The following is a 13260-nucleotide window of genomic DNA, read 5'->3' on the forward strand; positions in this document are numbered from 1 at the left end:
CGGTGCCGGAGCCACCGGAGGCGGAGGCGGTGCGCGGCTTCGCGGCCCGGGGCGCCTTGACCGCCGCGGCCGGGTCGGGCACCGGCAGGTCGGCGGCCGTCCCGGCGGCGGCCTGCTGGGTGCGGGCGGCGTCGCTGGCCGCCTTGTCGGCGATGGCGTTCAGCGGGTCGCCGTCCACCTGGTGGGCGGGGACGTAGACGAAGGTGACGTCCCGGCCCTCCAGCAACTCGTCGATCCGCTGGATCAGCTCGCGGTTGGCCACCGGCTTGCCCGCCGCCGTCTTCCAGCCGTTGCGCTTCCAGCCCTTGAGCCACTTGGTGACCGAGTCGCGGGTGTAGGTGCTGTCGAGCCGGACCTCCAGCGGCACGGCCGGGTCGGTGGCGGACAGCAGCTGTTGAAGCGCCGTCAGCTCGCCGATGTTGTTGGTGCTGTGCCCGAGCGGCCCCGCCTCCCAACGCTGGGGCGCCCCGGCGGCGTCCGCGACCACGTAGGCCCAGGCCGCCGGGCCGGGGTTGCCCTTGGCTGCTCCGTCACACGCTGCAATGACTCGTTCGACCATGCCCCGATCATGCCTGGTCAGGCGCCCCGGAGCCAAAGCGGGTCAGCTGCGCAGCAGGGGCAGCAGTAGCGCGGCGGACCAGCTGAAATTGGTGGAGTTGCGGCCGCGGCCGGTCAGCGGGTCGTAGTTCTCCCGGACCGGCCCGTCGCCGCTCAGCCCCTCGGCGGCGGTGAGCAGCCGCTCGACGGCCCGGCGGGCGTCCTGGTCCCAGCCGTACCGGCGCAGCCCCTCGATCGCGAAGTAGCTCTGGTCGAGCCAGGCCAGGCCGCGCCAGTAGCCGGCCGGGTCGAAGGACGGCGAGCTGCGGGCGACGGTCGGGAAGGGCATCGGGGTGCCGAACTCCGCCGGGTCGAGCAGCCGGGCCCGCACGGTGCGGGCCTGGGCCGGGTCGGCGGTGCCGGACCAGAGCGGGATCGCGCCCTCGATGCCGCGGCCGCGGGCGGTGAGCCGGGCGCCGGTGGCGAGGTCGGTGTCGTGGAACCAGCCGGTGGCCGGGTCGTACATGGTGGCGCGGATCGCGGCGTCGATCCGCTCGGCCCGGCCGCGCAGCCGCTCCGCCGTGGGGCGGTCGCCGAGTTCGGCGGCGATCAGGGCCAGGTGGCGGTGGTCGGCGGCCAGGTAGGCGTTGAGGTCGACGGAGCGCTGGGTGAGCGACCAGCCGACCGGCTCGCCCTTCGGACCGTGGTTGGCCACGACGGTGGCGGCGTCGAAGCGCGGGGCGTTGTCCATGCCGGACTCCCAGGCCGCGGCCTGGCGGCAGTCCTCGGGCGCGGCGTTGGCCGGGTCGAGGGTGGCGCCGTACTCGCACAGGCCCTCGCCGAGGTGGTCCCGGGTGCGGTACCACCAGTCCTGGTAGGCGGTGAGCTTGGGCAGCAGCTCGCGCAGGAAGGCCCGGTCGCCGGAGCGGCGGTAGACCTCCCAGACGGCCCAGGCGGCCAGCGGGGGCTTGGAGTTGCGTTCGTTCCAGTTGCCGCCGCCGGTGGACGGGTCGTTGTAGAAGACGCAGTCCGGGACCATCCCGGCGTCCTGCGGGCGGTCCGGCGCGCCGGGCCCGGTCTGGTGGTCGAAGACGGCGCGGATCTGGTCGGCGGCGAGGCCGGGGGCGAACAGCGCGGTGCCGACGGCCTGCTTCCAGGTGTCCCAGGCCCAGACCCCGCTGAACCACTTGTCGGACAGCGAGGGGGTGACGGCGTCGTGCCGGATCCGCCCGGCGGGGCTGCGCCAGTTGGTGACCAGCGTCTGCACGCACTTGACGGCGGTGCGGCGGCGGGCGGCCGGGACGCCGTCGGTGGCGCGGGCGAGGTAGCCGGCCCAGCGGGCCCGTCCGGTGGCGGCGGTCCGCTCGGGTGCGCGCAGCGCGGCCTCGGCCTCCCGGACGGCGCGGGCGCGGTCCTCGGCGGTGAAGGTGTAGCTCTCGGTCCAGTCCAGGGTGCGGCTCGCGCCGGGCGGCAGCCGTACCGGGTCGGCGAGTTCGGTGCGGTGGCGGTCGCCGTCCACGGTGACCCGGACGGGCTGGGCGTGGCGGACGGCGAAGCTCTCGGTGCCGTCGGTGAGGTACTCCCAGGTCCGGCGGACCCTGGCGAAGGCCACCTCGACGCCGCGCTCGGCGGCGAGCAGTCGCGGGGCGTCGTGCTGGGGGCCGTCGGCGGGACGCAGCAGGGTGCCCGTCCAGGCGACGGCCAGGGTGCGTGCGGTGCGTCCGGTGTTGGCCAGACGGGCGCGGAGCAGGGCGGTGCGGTTGCCGGCGAAGCGCAGTTCGAGGGTGAGGGCGAGGCCGTCGGCGAGGGCGTAGCGCTGGCGGAGCAGTCCGGGCAGGGCGGTGAGGGTCGGGGCGCCGCCCGCGGCGAGGTCCAGCGGCCTTCCCTGCTCGGCGAGTTGGAGTCGGGTGAGGCCGTCGCTGAGCCACCAGGGGTACTCCTGGGCGAGGTGCAGCGGGCCGGTGAAGCCGCCGAGCGGGTCGGTCGGGCGGGGCAGGGCGTAGGCGTGCCAGGCGCCGAGGTCGGCGAAGACGGTGATCGGGTTGTTGTCGCCGGGGTAGGCCTGGGCGGGTGTGCCGTGCAGGTCGAGGACGTCGGCGTAGCGCTCGGCGTCGAGCCCCTCGTCCGCGTGGGCGGCCGGGGCCGCCGGGGCGGCCAGGGTGCCGGCCGTGGCGAGCGCGGAGGCGGCCAGGAAGTGGCGGCGGGTCAGCGGGTTCACGGGCGCTCCTCGGGGGCGGGCAGGCGGAGGACGGCGGCGCCCAGCGGCGCGAGGGTGAGGGTGGTGCCGGTGGCGGAGCCGGTGTGCAGATCGGTGCCGGTGAGCAGGTCGGTACCGGTGAGCAGCTCGGTGCCGGTCAGCAGGTCAGTGCCGGGCCGGGCGAGCGGCACCCGGGCCTCGGCGGGGCCGTGGTTGAGCAGGAAGAGGTAGGCGGTGCCGTCCGCGGCGCGGCGGCGGGTGGCCTCCACGCCCTCGGGCAGGCCGGGTAGTTCGGGGCCCGCGCCGGACTCCGTCAGCGCCAGGTCGAGCACGGGGCCGGTGTCCGGGCCGAGGTGGCAGCTCAGGTACCAGGCGCTGCCGGTGCCGTGGCGGTGGCGGGTGACGGCGGGCCGGCCGGCGAGTTCGCCGGAGGTGTAGCGGGCGACGGTCTCGGCGCCCTCGGGTTCGATCCACTCGCTCCAGTGCTCGGCGCGCAGCTCGGGGTGCGGTTCGGCGTCCCGGTCCGTCCCGTCCAGCCGTACGATGGTGGCCTCGCCGTCCGGGATCGGCCAGTGCTCGTCCACGACCAGGCCGAGCAGTGCGCGCAGCGGGCCGGGGTGGCCGCCGGGGTGGATGTGGTCGTGCCGGTCGGTGATGCCGCTGAACGGGCCGCAGACCAGGTGGCCGCCGCCGTGGACGTAGCCGGTGAGGCGTTCGGCGGTGGCGGTGTCGAGCAGGTACAGGTTGGGGGCGAGCAGCAGCCGGTAGCCCTCGTACCCGGCGGTGGGCGGGAGGAAGCCGACGGTGACACCGCGCTCGTACAGCGCCGCGTACCAGGGGCGGAGCAGGTCGGGCCAGCGCATCCGGGCGGAGGGGTGGTCGTCCAGTTCCAGGGCCCACCAGCTGTCCCAGTCGAGCAGCACGCCGACCTGCCCGCGGATCCGGCTGCCCGCGACCTCGCCGAGCCGGCGCAGTTCGGCGCCGAGGGCGACGGTCCGCTGCCAGCCACGGCCGGCCGTGCCCCGGTGCGGGAGCATCGCGCTGTGGAACTTCTCGGCCCCGGCCACCGAGGCGCGCCACTGGAAGTGCAGCACCCCGTCGGCGCCGCGGGCCAGCGCCTGGAGCGACCAGAGGCGGTAGAGGTCGGGGCGTTTGGGGACGTTCACCGGGCGCCAGCTGACGGCGGAGGGGGCCTGTTCCATCAGCAGCCAGGGCCGGCCGGCCTTGAGGGAGCGCATCAGGTCGTAGTTCATGGCGGCGTTCACGTGGGCGCGCGGGTCGGCCGGGTCGGGGTAGGCGTCGTCGGAGACGAAGTCCTCGTACCGGCTCCACTCCCAGTAGTCGAGGGCCTTGAGCATCGACATGAAGTTGGTGGTGACCGGCACCCCGGGCGAGACTTCGTCGAGCACGGCCTTCTCGGCGCGGTGCAGGGCGAGCAGGGCGTCCGAGCAGAACCGGCGCCAGTCCAGCAGCTGGGTCGGGTTGACCGGACCGGGCGCGGTGCGCGGCGGCTCGACCTGGTCGAAGGAGTTGTACCGCTGGGACCAGAAGGCGGTGCCCCAGGAGCGGTTCAACTCCTCGACGGTGCCGTGCCGTTGGCGCAGCCAGCGGCGGAAGTCGGCGGCGGACCCGGCGCAGAAGCACTCCTGGACGTGGTCGCCGTACTCGTTGTGGACGTGCCACAGGGCGAGCGCCGGGTGGCCGTGGTAGCGCTCGGCGAGCCTCCGGGTGAGCCGGACGGCGGCCGCGCGGTAGGCCGGGGAGGACGGGCAGTAGTGCTGGCGCGAGCCGAACTCCAGCCGGACGCCGTCGGCGGTGACGGGCAGCAGGTCGGGGTGGGCGCGCACCAGCCAGGCGGGCGGGGAGGCGGTGGCGGTGGCCAGGTCGACGGCGATGCCGTGCCGGTGGACCAGGTCGAGCAGCCGGTCCAGCCAGCCGAAGTCCCAACGGTGGGCGTCGGGTTGGAGCCGGGCCCAGGAGAACACGCCGACGGTGACCAGGTTGACCCCGGCCTCGGCCATCAGCTCGACGTCCTGGGCCCACACCTCCTCGGGCCACTGCTCGGGGTTCCAGTCCCCGCCGTACAGCAGGCCGGGCACGCGGGTGAGTCGGTCCATCGGCGCGTCATCCTTTCAGGGCTCCGCCGAGCAGGCCGGCCACGAACTGCCGCTGGAAGAGCAGGAAGAGCACCATCAGCGGGAGGGTGGCCAGGAAGGAGCCCAGCATCAGGCCGGAGTAGTCGACGTGGGTCAGCCCGGTCAGGGTGTTGAGCGCGACCGGCACGGTGTACCTGTCCTGGGTGTTGAGCATCAGCAGCGGCCAGATGAAGCTGTTCCACTGGCCCATGAAGGTGAAGATGACGAGTGCCCCCAACTGCGGCCGCACGCACGGCAGGACGACCCGGTAGAAGGTGCGCAGCTCGCCGGAGCCGTCGATCCGGGCCGACTCCAGCAGTTCGTCGGGGAAGCCCAGGAAGCTCTGGCGCATCAGCAGGATGCCGAAGGAGTTGGCGAGGAAGGGCAGGACGACGGCCTGGTAGCTGTCGATCCAGCCGAGGCTGGCCATCATCTGGAACAGCGGGACCAGCAGCACCTGGAGCGGGATCATCATGGTGGCCAGCACCAGGCCGAGCAGCAGACCGCGGCCGCGGAAGCGGTACTTGGCCAGGCCGTAGCCGCACATCGCGGACAGCAGCGAGCTGAGCAGGGTGTGGACGACGGCGATGCCGAGGCTGTTGAGCAGCACCCGGCCGAAGCCGATGCTCTGCTGGAGGTGCACCAGGTTGTTCAGCAGTTCGCCGCCGGGCAGGAACGGCGGTGGGGAGTGGAAGAGTTCGGAGCTGCTGTGGGTGGCGGCGATCAGCATCCAGGCGAAGGGCAGCAGGCTGGCGACGGCGCCGAGGCCGAGCAGGGCGAGGACGGCGGCGCGGCCCAGGAGTCCGGCCCTCGTCGGTGTTCCGGCCTTCGACGGCGAGCCGGCTCTCATCGACGGCGTTCCGGCCTCCATCGGCGATCTGGCCTTCATCGGCGGCGTTCCCTTCCGTAGAGCCGGAACTGGAGCAGCGAGACCGCCGCGATGATCAGCACGACCACCCAGGCGATGGCCGCCGCGTAGCCGAAGTCGAGCTGCTGGAAGCCGACCTTGTAGAGGTAGACCACCGGGGTGAGGGTCGCGTCGCCGGGGCCGCCGCGGGTCAGCACGTAGTTCTCGTCGAAGAGTTGGAGGGTGCCGATGGTGGAGGTGATGACGCAGAACAGCACCACCGGCCGCAGCTGCGGCAGCACCACCCCGGTGTAGGTGCGCACGGTGCCGGCCCCGTCGAGGGCGGCGGCCTCGTACTGGTCGCGACCGATCGCCTGGAGTCCGGCCAGCAGGATGACGGCGTTGTAGCCGGTCCACCGCCAGGTGACCGAGCCGATCAGCGAGATCCGCGCCCAGGTGGGCGAGTTGAGCCAGTCGACCGGTCCGGCACCGAGCGCCTGGAGGGCCTGGTTGGCGAGGCCGCCGTCGGTGCGCAGCAGCACCTGGAAGACCACGGCGTAGGCGACCAGGGTGGTGATCGCGGGCAGGAAGAAGACCGCCCGCCAGCCGGAGCGGAAGCGCAGCCAGGACTGGTTGAGCAGGACGGCGAGCACCAGGGCGAGGCCGATCATCACCGGCACCTGGACGGCGAGGATGAGGCCGGTGTTGACCAGGGAGTGCAGGAAGGCAGGGTCGTCCAGCAGCCGGCGGTACTGGTCGAGCCCGACGAAGACGTCCACGCCGTCGCGGCGGGCGGTGAGGCTCTGGTAGAGGCTGGCGCCCAGCGGGTAGGCGAAGAAGAGGGCGAACAGGACGGTGGTGGGGCCGGCGAACAGCCAGGCGGCGGTGCGCGGGGAGCGTCGTCGGCGGGCCGGGGCGGTGCGGGCGGCGGGCTTGCGCAGGACGGCCGGGAGGCTGCTGGTCATCGCGCCCGCCTACGGGGTTACCGTGGCGCGGCCGGTCGCGGTGGCGATCTGGCGGGCGGCGGAGCGCAGCACGGTGCCCGGGTCGGCGCCGTTGTGCAGCACCTGGTTGACGGCGGTGGTGACGATGTCGCCGGCCTTGGAGTCGTCGGCGGTGCGCTCGACGGTGGGGATGGTGCGGGCCAGGTCGGCGAACAGCTTCATGGCGGGCTGGCCGCCGTAGTAGGGGGAGGGCTGCTGGAAGTACGGGTCGTCCAGGGCGGGGAGGAAGGCCGGGAAGAGGCCCTCGTGCTGCATCATCGAGGCCTGGTTGGCCTTGTCGGCGAGCAGGAAGGAGAGGAACGCCCAGGCCGTCTCGGGGTTCCCGCTCTGCGCGGGGATGCACAGGGTGGAGCCGCCGCTGTTGGAGGTGCGGGGGCCGCCGGCGGTGAAGGCGGGCAGCGGGACGACGCCGAACTTGCCGGACAGGTCGGCCATGTCGGCGGTGAGGGTGCCGTCCCACCAGGCGGCGGTGGGGGTGGTGGCGGCCTTGCCGTCGTGGGTGCCGGAGACCAGGCCGTCCCAGCCGTTCTCGAAGTCGACCAGGTCGCGGTCGACCAGCTGCTTCAGCAGGGTGAGCGCCCGTTCGGCGGCGGGGGTGGCGACGGCGACCTTGCCGTCGACGAACCAGGACTGGCCCTGCTGCTGGAGGAGTTGGGCGAACAGGCTGTCCTGTTTGGAGTCCAGGATGAGCAGCTTCCTGCCCGTGGCGTTCTTGAGGGTCGTCCCGGCGGTGAGGTAGTCGTCCCAGGTGGTGAGGGTGGCGGGGTCGATCCCGGCCTGGTGGAAGTGGTCGCGGCGGTAGAAGAGGGCGCACGGTCCGCTGTCCCAGGGCAGCGCGAGGACCCGGCCCTTGGCGTCCGTCACGGTGCGCCATGCGGCCTCGGCGTACTGGGACTTGAGGCCTTCGGCCCGGCTGCTGAGGTCGACCAGGGCGTTCGGGAAGTTGCCGATGTAGCTGGGGATCCGGCTGCCCTCGACGGTGAGGACGTCGGGCAGTCCGCTGCCGGCGCCGAGCCCGACCGTGATCTTGTCGTAGGCGTTGTCGTAGCCGATGTCGACCACCTCGACGGTGCTGCCGGGGTGGGCCTGTTCGAAGGCCTTGCCGAGCCGTTGCATGGCCTTGGCGGCGACGTCCCAGGACCAGATGGTGACCTTCCCGCCGACGGTGGCACCAGGGCTGCCGGTGAGCTTCCGGGCATCCGGGCCGCCCGCCCCGCCGGTGGCGCAGCCGGTGGCTCCGGCCGCCAGCAGGGCGCCGCCCGCGAGTCCGGCGCCGAGGAACCGGCGGCGGCCCAGGGCGGGGCCGGACTCCCGCTGCTCACAGGCGAGTTGGAGGGGTTTTCTGTGCCGGGTTTCTGCGGACATCTTGCCTCCCGACTGGTGAATGCCGAATGCTGTATACAGAACTCAGCATGCACAGTGCCGTCAAGGCCTGTGACTGAAATCGCGGAAGGTGCCAGGATGACCGCACGCGTTCCCCGGACCCACCCGTACGTCCCCAACTCCGCCCCCGAGGTGCGCGCCGCGATGCTCGCGGAGATCGGCGCCCGGGACGTCGAGGAGTTCTACGCCGACATCCCCGCCGAACTCCGGCTCGGCCGCCCGCTGCGGCTGCCGGCACCGTTCGACTCCGAGGCCCGGCTGGTCGCCCACCTGGAGGAGCTGCTCGCCCGCAACACCCCCGTGCCGCCCGGCCGTTCCTTCCTCGGGGCCGGCTGCTACCGGCACCACGTGCCCGCCGTGGTCGACGAGATCGTCAACCGCAGCGAGTTCCTCACCGCCTACGCCGGGGAGCCCTACGAGGACCACGGGCGCTTCCAGGCGCTCTGGGAGTACCAGTCCCTGATGGCCGAACTGCTGGCCGTCGAGGTGGTCAACGTGCCGACGTACGACGGCTTCCAGGCCGCCGCCACGGCCCTGCGGATGGCCGGCCGGGCCACCGGGCGGCGACGGCTGCTGCTGGTCGGCGACATCGACCCGGACCTGCTGTCCCGGATCCACGACTACGTCCGGGGCGTGCACCCGGTCGAGCCGGTGCCCGCCGAACCGAAGGCCGTCCGGGCCGCGCTCGCGACCGGCGACTGCGCCGCCGTGTTCGCGCAGCTGACCGACTTCTCCGGCCGGGTCGACCCCCGGCTCCCCGAGTACGTCGAACTCGCTCACACGGCAGGCGCGTTGGCCGTGGTGCAGGCCAACCCGATCAGCCTCGGCGTACTCGCCCCGCCCGCCGACCTCGGCGCCGACCTCACCTGCGGCGACCTCCAGCCGCTCGGCATCCACCCGAGCTTCGGCGGCGGCAACGCGGGCTTCATCGGCTCGGCCGACGACCAGCGCCTGGTGGCCGAGTACCCGAGCCGGCTGTTCGGCCTCGCCCCGACCGAGGTGCCCGGCGAGTACGGCTTCGGCGACGTCGCGTACGAGCGCACCTCCTTCGCGCTGCGCGAGGAGGGCAAGGAGTGGGTCGGCACCGCCGCCGCCCTGCACGGCATCGCCGCCGGGGCCTACCTCGCCCTGATGGGCCCGCACGGCATGCGCGAGCTCGGGGAGACCGTCCTCGCCAACACCGCCTACGCCCGGCAGCGCCTCGCCGGGGTGCCCGGGGTGGAGCTCGCCGAGCCGGAGGCGGTGCACTTCGCCGACTTCACCGTGCGCTACACCGGCGGGCCCGGCGCCGCCGCCGTCGCCGACGCGCTGCTCGCCCGCGGCCTGCACGGCGGCACCCCGGCCGGCCCGCGCGAGGGCCGGTACTGCGTCACCGAGCTGCACACCCAGGCCGACATCGACCACCTCGCCGACGCGCTCGCGGAGATCACGAAGTGACGGGAGATCGTGAAGTGACCGACCATCGGACTGCCACGGCCGCCGAAGCGCGGATCGCCGCCAAACCCCCGCTGCGCCGCTTCCACCAGGCCCGCTGGGACGAGAAGCTGATCTTCGAGCTCGGCACCCCCGGCGAACGCGGCGTGCTCCCCCCGCTGCCCGAACCCGGCGTCACCGCCGCCGTCGGCGACCCGGCCGCCCGGCTGCCCGCCGCGCTGCGCCGCACCACCCCGGCCGCCCTGCCCGAACTCGGCCAGCAGCAGGTGCTCCGGCACTACCTGCGGCTCTCCCAGGAGAACCTGGGCGCCGACCTCAACGTGGACGTCGGCCAGGGCACCTGCACCATGAAGTACAGCCCCAAGGTCAACGACGGCTTCGTCCGCGACCCCCGGATCGCCGCCCTGCACCCCGCCCAGGACGCCTCCACCGTCCAGGGCGTCCTCGAACTCGCCCACCGCCTGGAGCAGTTGCTCAAGGAGATCTCCGGCATGGACCGGGTCAGCCTGCAACCGGGCGCCGGCAGCGCCGCGATCTGGACCAACGTCTCGGTGATCCGCGCCCACCACGCCGCCCGCGGCGAGGCGCAGCAGCGCGACGAGATCATCACCACCGCCTTCTCCCACCCCTCCAACGCCGCCTGCGCCAAGACCGCCGGCTACCGGGTGATCACCCTGCACCCGGACGCCGACGGCTACCCCGACATCGAGGCGCTGCGCGCCGCCGTCGGCCCGCGCACCGCCGCGCTGCTGATCACCAACCCCGAGGACACCGGCATCTACAACCCGCGGATCGCCGAGTTCGTCCGGATCGTGCACGCGGCCGGCGGCCTGTGCGCCTACGACCAGGCCAATGCCAACGGCATCCTGGGCATCACCCGCGCCCGCGAGGCCGGGTTCGACCTGTGCCACTTCAACCTGCACAAGACCTTCTCCACCCCGCACGCCTGCGGCGGACCGGCGGCCGGCGCCTGCGCGGTCACCGCCGAACTGGCGCCCTACCTGCCCTCCCCCACCGTGGAGTTCGACGGCGAGCGCTACCGGCTGGAGACCGACCGGCCGGAGTCGATCGGCAAGATCCGCCCCTACCTCGGCGTCGTCCCCAACCTGGTGCGCGCCTACGCCTGGATCATGTCGCTCGGCGCCGAGGGCCTGCGCACGGTCGCCGAGACCGCCGTGCTCAACAACAACTACCTGCTGCACCGGGTGAAGCGGATCCGCGGCGTCTCCGTCCCGTACGCCGAGGGCCGGCCGCGGGTCGAGCAGGTCCGGTACAGCTGGCAGCGGCTCAACGAGGACACCGGCCTGCACAGCGAGGACCTCGGCCACCGCGCCGCCGACTTCGGCACCCACTACTGGACCAGCCACCACCCGTACGTCGTCCCCGAGCCGATGACCCTGGAGCCCACCGAGTCCTACTCCCGCGCCGACCTGGACGAGTACGCGGCGATCCTGGCCGAGGTCGCCCGGGAGGCCTACGAGGACCCGGAGACGGTCCGGACCGCGCCACACCACTCCACCGTGCACCGGATCCGGCACGAGCCGCTGGACGACCCGGCGGTCTGGTCGGTCAGCTGGCGCGCCTACCGCCGCAAGGTCCTCGGCGAACAGCCTCCGGGCGAGCAACCGCGGGGCGAACAGCCGTGACGGCACCCCCGGTCGGGCTGGTGGTCAACCCGGTCGCCGGACTCGGCGGCCGGGTCGGCCTCAAAGGCAGCGACGGCCCCGAGGTCCAGCGGCACGCGCTGGCGCTCGGGGCCCGCCCGGAGGCGCTGCGCCGAGCGGAGCTGACGGTCCGCCAACTCGCCGGCGTCCGCCTGCTCACCGTCGCGGGAGCGATGGGCGCGGACGCCGTCACCGGCCGGCCGGCCCGCGTGGTGCACCGGCCCGATCCCGCGCCCACCACCGCCGCGGACACCCGGGCGGCCGTCCGCGCCCTGGTCGCGGCCGGCGCCGGGCTGCTGCTGTTCTGCGGCGGCGACGGCACCGCCCGGGACGTCCTGGACGCGCTCGGGCCGGACGCCGACGGGGTGCCCGTGCTCGGCATCCCGGCCGGGGTGAAGATGCACTCCGCCGTCTTCGCCGTCCACCCGCACGCCGCCGCCGAGGTGGTCACCGCCTGGGCCCGCGGCGCCGTCCGCCTGGAAGCCGCCGAGGTGGTGGACCGGGATGAGGCGGCGCTGCGGGCGGGCCTGGTCCGCACCCGGCTGTACGGCCGGCTGACCGTCCCGGTGCTGCCCGCCCGCGTCCAGCAGCGCAAGACCGGCAGCGGCCTCCCCGCCCCGTCCACGATCGGCGGGATCGCCGCCGAGGTCGCCGAACGGGTCGGGCCCGGCGGCCTGCTGGTGCTCGGCCCCGGCACCACCACCCACGCCGTCGCCACCGCCCTCGGCGCCCCCGACACCAGCCTCACCGGCGTCGACCTGCTCCGCCTGCACGCCGACGCACCGCCTGCCGTCCTGCGTCGGGACGCCCGCGCCGACCAGCTGTGCGACCTGCCCGGCGCCCCCTGGATCGCCCTCTCCCCCATCGGCGGCCAGGGCTTCCTGCTCGGCCGCGGCAACCGGCAGCTCACCCCCGACCTGCTGCGCGCGGCCGGCCGGGACCGGCTGCTGGTCCTCGCCACCGAGGCCAAACTGGCGGCCCTGGCCGGCCGCCCGCTGCTGCTGGACACCGGTGAACCGGAGCTGGACCACGCCCTCGCCGGGCACGTCCGGGTGATCACCGGCCACCGCTCCGGCGCCGTCTACCGCCTGTCCGCCTGAACCCCGTCCGCCTGGCGCCCGTCCACCCGTCCACCTTTCCCCCCGCCCGCGAAGGAGTTCCCCATGATCGACCTGCACGGCAAGCGCGCCCTCGTCACCGGCGCCGCCTCCGGCATCGGCCTGGCCACCGCCGCCCTGCTCGCCGAACTCGGCGCGGCCGTCGTCCTCGCCGACCTCGACGCCGACCGCGGCGAGCGGGCGGCCAAGGAGACCGGCGGCACCTTCGTCCGCTGCGACGTCTCCCGGCGCGCGGACTGCGAGCGGGCCGTCCGCACCGCCGTCGACCACCACGGCGGCGTGGACGTGCTGTTCAACAACGCGGGCATCATCCGCCGGTCCACCGTCACCGAGATCACGGACGAGGACTGGGACCTGGTGATGGCCGTCAACGTCCGCTCGATCATGCTGCTCAGCGGACTCGTCGTCCCGCTGATGGCCGCGAACGGCGGCGGCAGCATCATCAACACCGGCTCCGGCTGGGGCATCAAGGGCGGCGGCCGGGCCGTCTCCTACTGCGCCTCCAAGGGCGCCGTGGTCAACATGACCCGGGCGATGGCCATCGACCACGGCCCGGACAACATCCGGGTCAACTGCGTCTGCCCCGGCGACACCAACACCGGCATGCTCGCCGAGGAGGCCCGCCAGCTCGGCGAGAGCGCCGCCGCGTTCTACGCCGACGCCGCCGACCGCCCGCTCGGCCGGATCGGCCAGCCCGGGGACATCGCCCGCACCATCGCCTTCCTGGCCAGCGACGCCGCCGCCTTCGTCAGCGGCGCCGTCATCGCCGTGGACGGCGCCGGAACCGCCTGACCGGCCACGCCCGGCCCGCCCGCGGGGGGCCGCGGGGAGCGCCCGGCGCGGGCCGCCCGCCGGCGCCGGCGCCCGGCCGCCCGGGGCCGGCCCGCGCCCCCCCCGGGGGCCCGGCGGGCGCGGCCCGCGCCCCCCCCCCCCCCCCCCCC

The 13260-nt window shown here is 74.3% G+C and carries 10 protein-coding genes; 4 read left to right on the forward strand and 6 right to left on the reverse strand.

Annotation, left to right across the window (positions count from 1 at the left end; translation table 11 throughout):
* The 6 genes from ACFWXO_RS29175 to ACFWXO_RS29200 form a co-directional block, all read right to left on the reverse strand.
* A partial coding sequence (locus ACFWXO_RS29175) for a ribonuclease H (RefSeq protein ID WP_380527226.1) occupies nucleotides 1-559 on the reverse strand: 559 nt, incomplete at its 3' end.
* Nucleotides 560-601: 42 nt separating this feature from the next.
* Nucleotides 602-2755, reverse strand: a complete 2154-nt coding sequence (locus ACFWXO_RS29180) for a trehalase family glycosidase (protein ID WP_380527227.1) — start codon at nucleotides 2753-2755, stop codon at nucleotides 602-604.
* Nucleotides 2752-4851: a beta-galactosidase gene (locus ACFWXO_RS29185; protein WP_380527228.1), complete on the reverse strand. Its 2100-nt coding sequence runs from the start codon at nucleotides 4849-4851 to the stop codon at nucleotides 2752-2754. The genes ACFWXO_RS29180 and ACFWXO_RS29185 overlap by 4 nt, the downstream gene beginning before the upstream one ends.
* Nucleotides 4852-4858: 7 nt before the next feature.
* A complete protein-coding gene (locus ACFWXO_RS29190) occupies nucleotides 4859-5758 on the reverse strand; it encodes a carbohydrate ABC transporter permease (protein WP_380527229.1) in 900 nt (299 codons plus the stop codon).
* On the reverse strand, nucleotides 5755-6681 hold the full coding sequence (locus ACFWXO_RS29195) for a carbohydrate ABC transporter permease (protein WP_380527231.1): 927 nt from the start codon (nucleotides 6679-6681) through the stop codon (nucleotides 5755-5757). Before ACFWXO_RS29195 ends, ACFWXO_RS29190 begins: the two co-directional genes overlap by 4 nt.
* Nucleotides 6682-6690: 9 nt before the next feature.
* Nucleotides 6691-8085: an ABC transporter substrate-binding protein gene (locus ACFWXO_RS29200; RefSeq protein ID WP_380527233.1), complete on the reverse strand. Its 1395-nt coding sequence runs from the start codon at nucleotides 8083-8085 to the stop codon at nucleotides 6691-6693.
* Between the two features lie 96 nt (nucleotides 8086-8181).
* Here ACFWXO_RS29200 and gcvPA point away from each other — a divergent pair, with 96 nt between their 5' ends.
* The 4 genes from gcvPA to ACFWXO_RS29220 all read left to right on the forward strand — a co-directional run bounded on the left by gcvPA (nucleotide 8182) and on the right by ACFWXO_RS29220 (nucleotide 13111).
* Nucleotides 8182-9540 (forward strand): aminomethyl-transferring glycine dehydrogenase subunit GcvPA, encoded by a 1359-nt coding sequence (gene gcvPA / locus ACFWXO_RS29205; RefSeq protein ID WP_380527235.1) that lies wholly within the window; start codon nucleotides 8182-8184, stop codon nucleotides 9538-9540.
* A gap of 14 nt (nucleotides 9541-9554) precedes the next feature.
* Nucleotides 9555-11183, forward strand: a complete 1629-nt coding sequence (gene gcvPB / locus ACFWXO_RS29210) for an aminomethyl-transferring glycine dehydrogenase subunit GcvPB (RefSeq protein ID WP_380527236.1) — start codon at nucleotides 9555-9557, stop codon at nucleotides 11181-11183.
* The gene (locus tag ACFWXO_RS29215; RefSeq protein ID WP_380527237.1) at nucleotides 11180-12301 is read left to right on the forward strand and encodes an ATP-NAD kinase family protein; all 1122 of its coding nucleotides are present in this window, start codon (nucleotides 11180-11182) and stop codon (nucleotides 12299-12301) included. Before gcvPB ends, ACFWXO_RS29215 begins: the two co-directional genes overlap by 4 nt.
* A 63-nt stretch (nucleotides 12302-12364) precedes the next feature.
* Nucleotides 12365-13111: an SDR family NAD(P)-dependent oxidoreductase gene (locus tag ACFWXO_RS29220; RefSeq protein WP_380527239.1), complete on the forward strand. Its 747-nt coding sequence runs from the start codon at nucleotides 12365-12367 to the stop codon at nucleotides 13109-13111.
* Nucleotides 13112-13260: the final 149 nt, after the last annotated feature.

This window comes from Kitasatospora sp. NPDC059088 (assembly GCF_042738155.1).
Classification (GTDB): Bacteria; Actinomycetota; Actinomycetes; order Streptomycetales; family Streptomycetaceae; genus Kitasatospora.

Coding starts and splice junctions, on each gene's coding strand:
- ACFWXO_RS29185 (WP_380527228.1), bottom strand. CDS start 4,851: ATGGACCGACTCACCCGCGTGCCCGGCCTGCTGTACGGCGGGGACTGG.
- ACFWXO_RS29190 (WP_380527229.1), bottom strand. CDS start 5,758: ATGAAGGCCAGATCGCCGATGGAGGCCGGAACGCCGTCGATGAGAGCC.
- ACFWXO_RS29195 (WP_380527231.1), bottom strand. CDS start 6,681: ATGACCAGCAGCCTCCCGGCCGTCCTGCGCAAGCCCGCCGCCCGCACC.
- ACFWXO_RS29200 (WP_380527233.1), bottom strand. CDS start 8,085: ATGTCCGCAGAAACCCGGCACAGAAAACCCCTCCAACTCGCCTGTGAG.
- gcvPA (WP_380527235.1), top strand. CDS start 8,182: ATGACCGCACGCGTTCCCCGGACCCACCCGTACGTCCCCAACTCCGCC.
- ACFWXO_RS29220 (WP_380527239.1), top strand. CDS start 12,365: ATGATCGACCTGCACGGCAAGCGCGCCCTCGTCACCGGCGCCGCCTCC.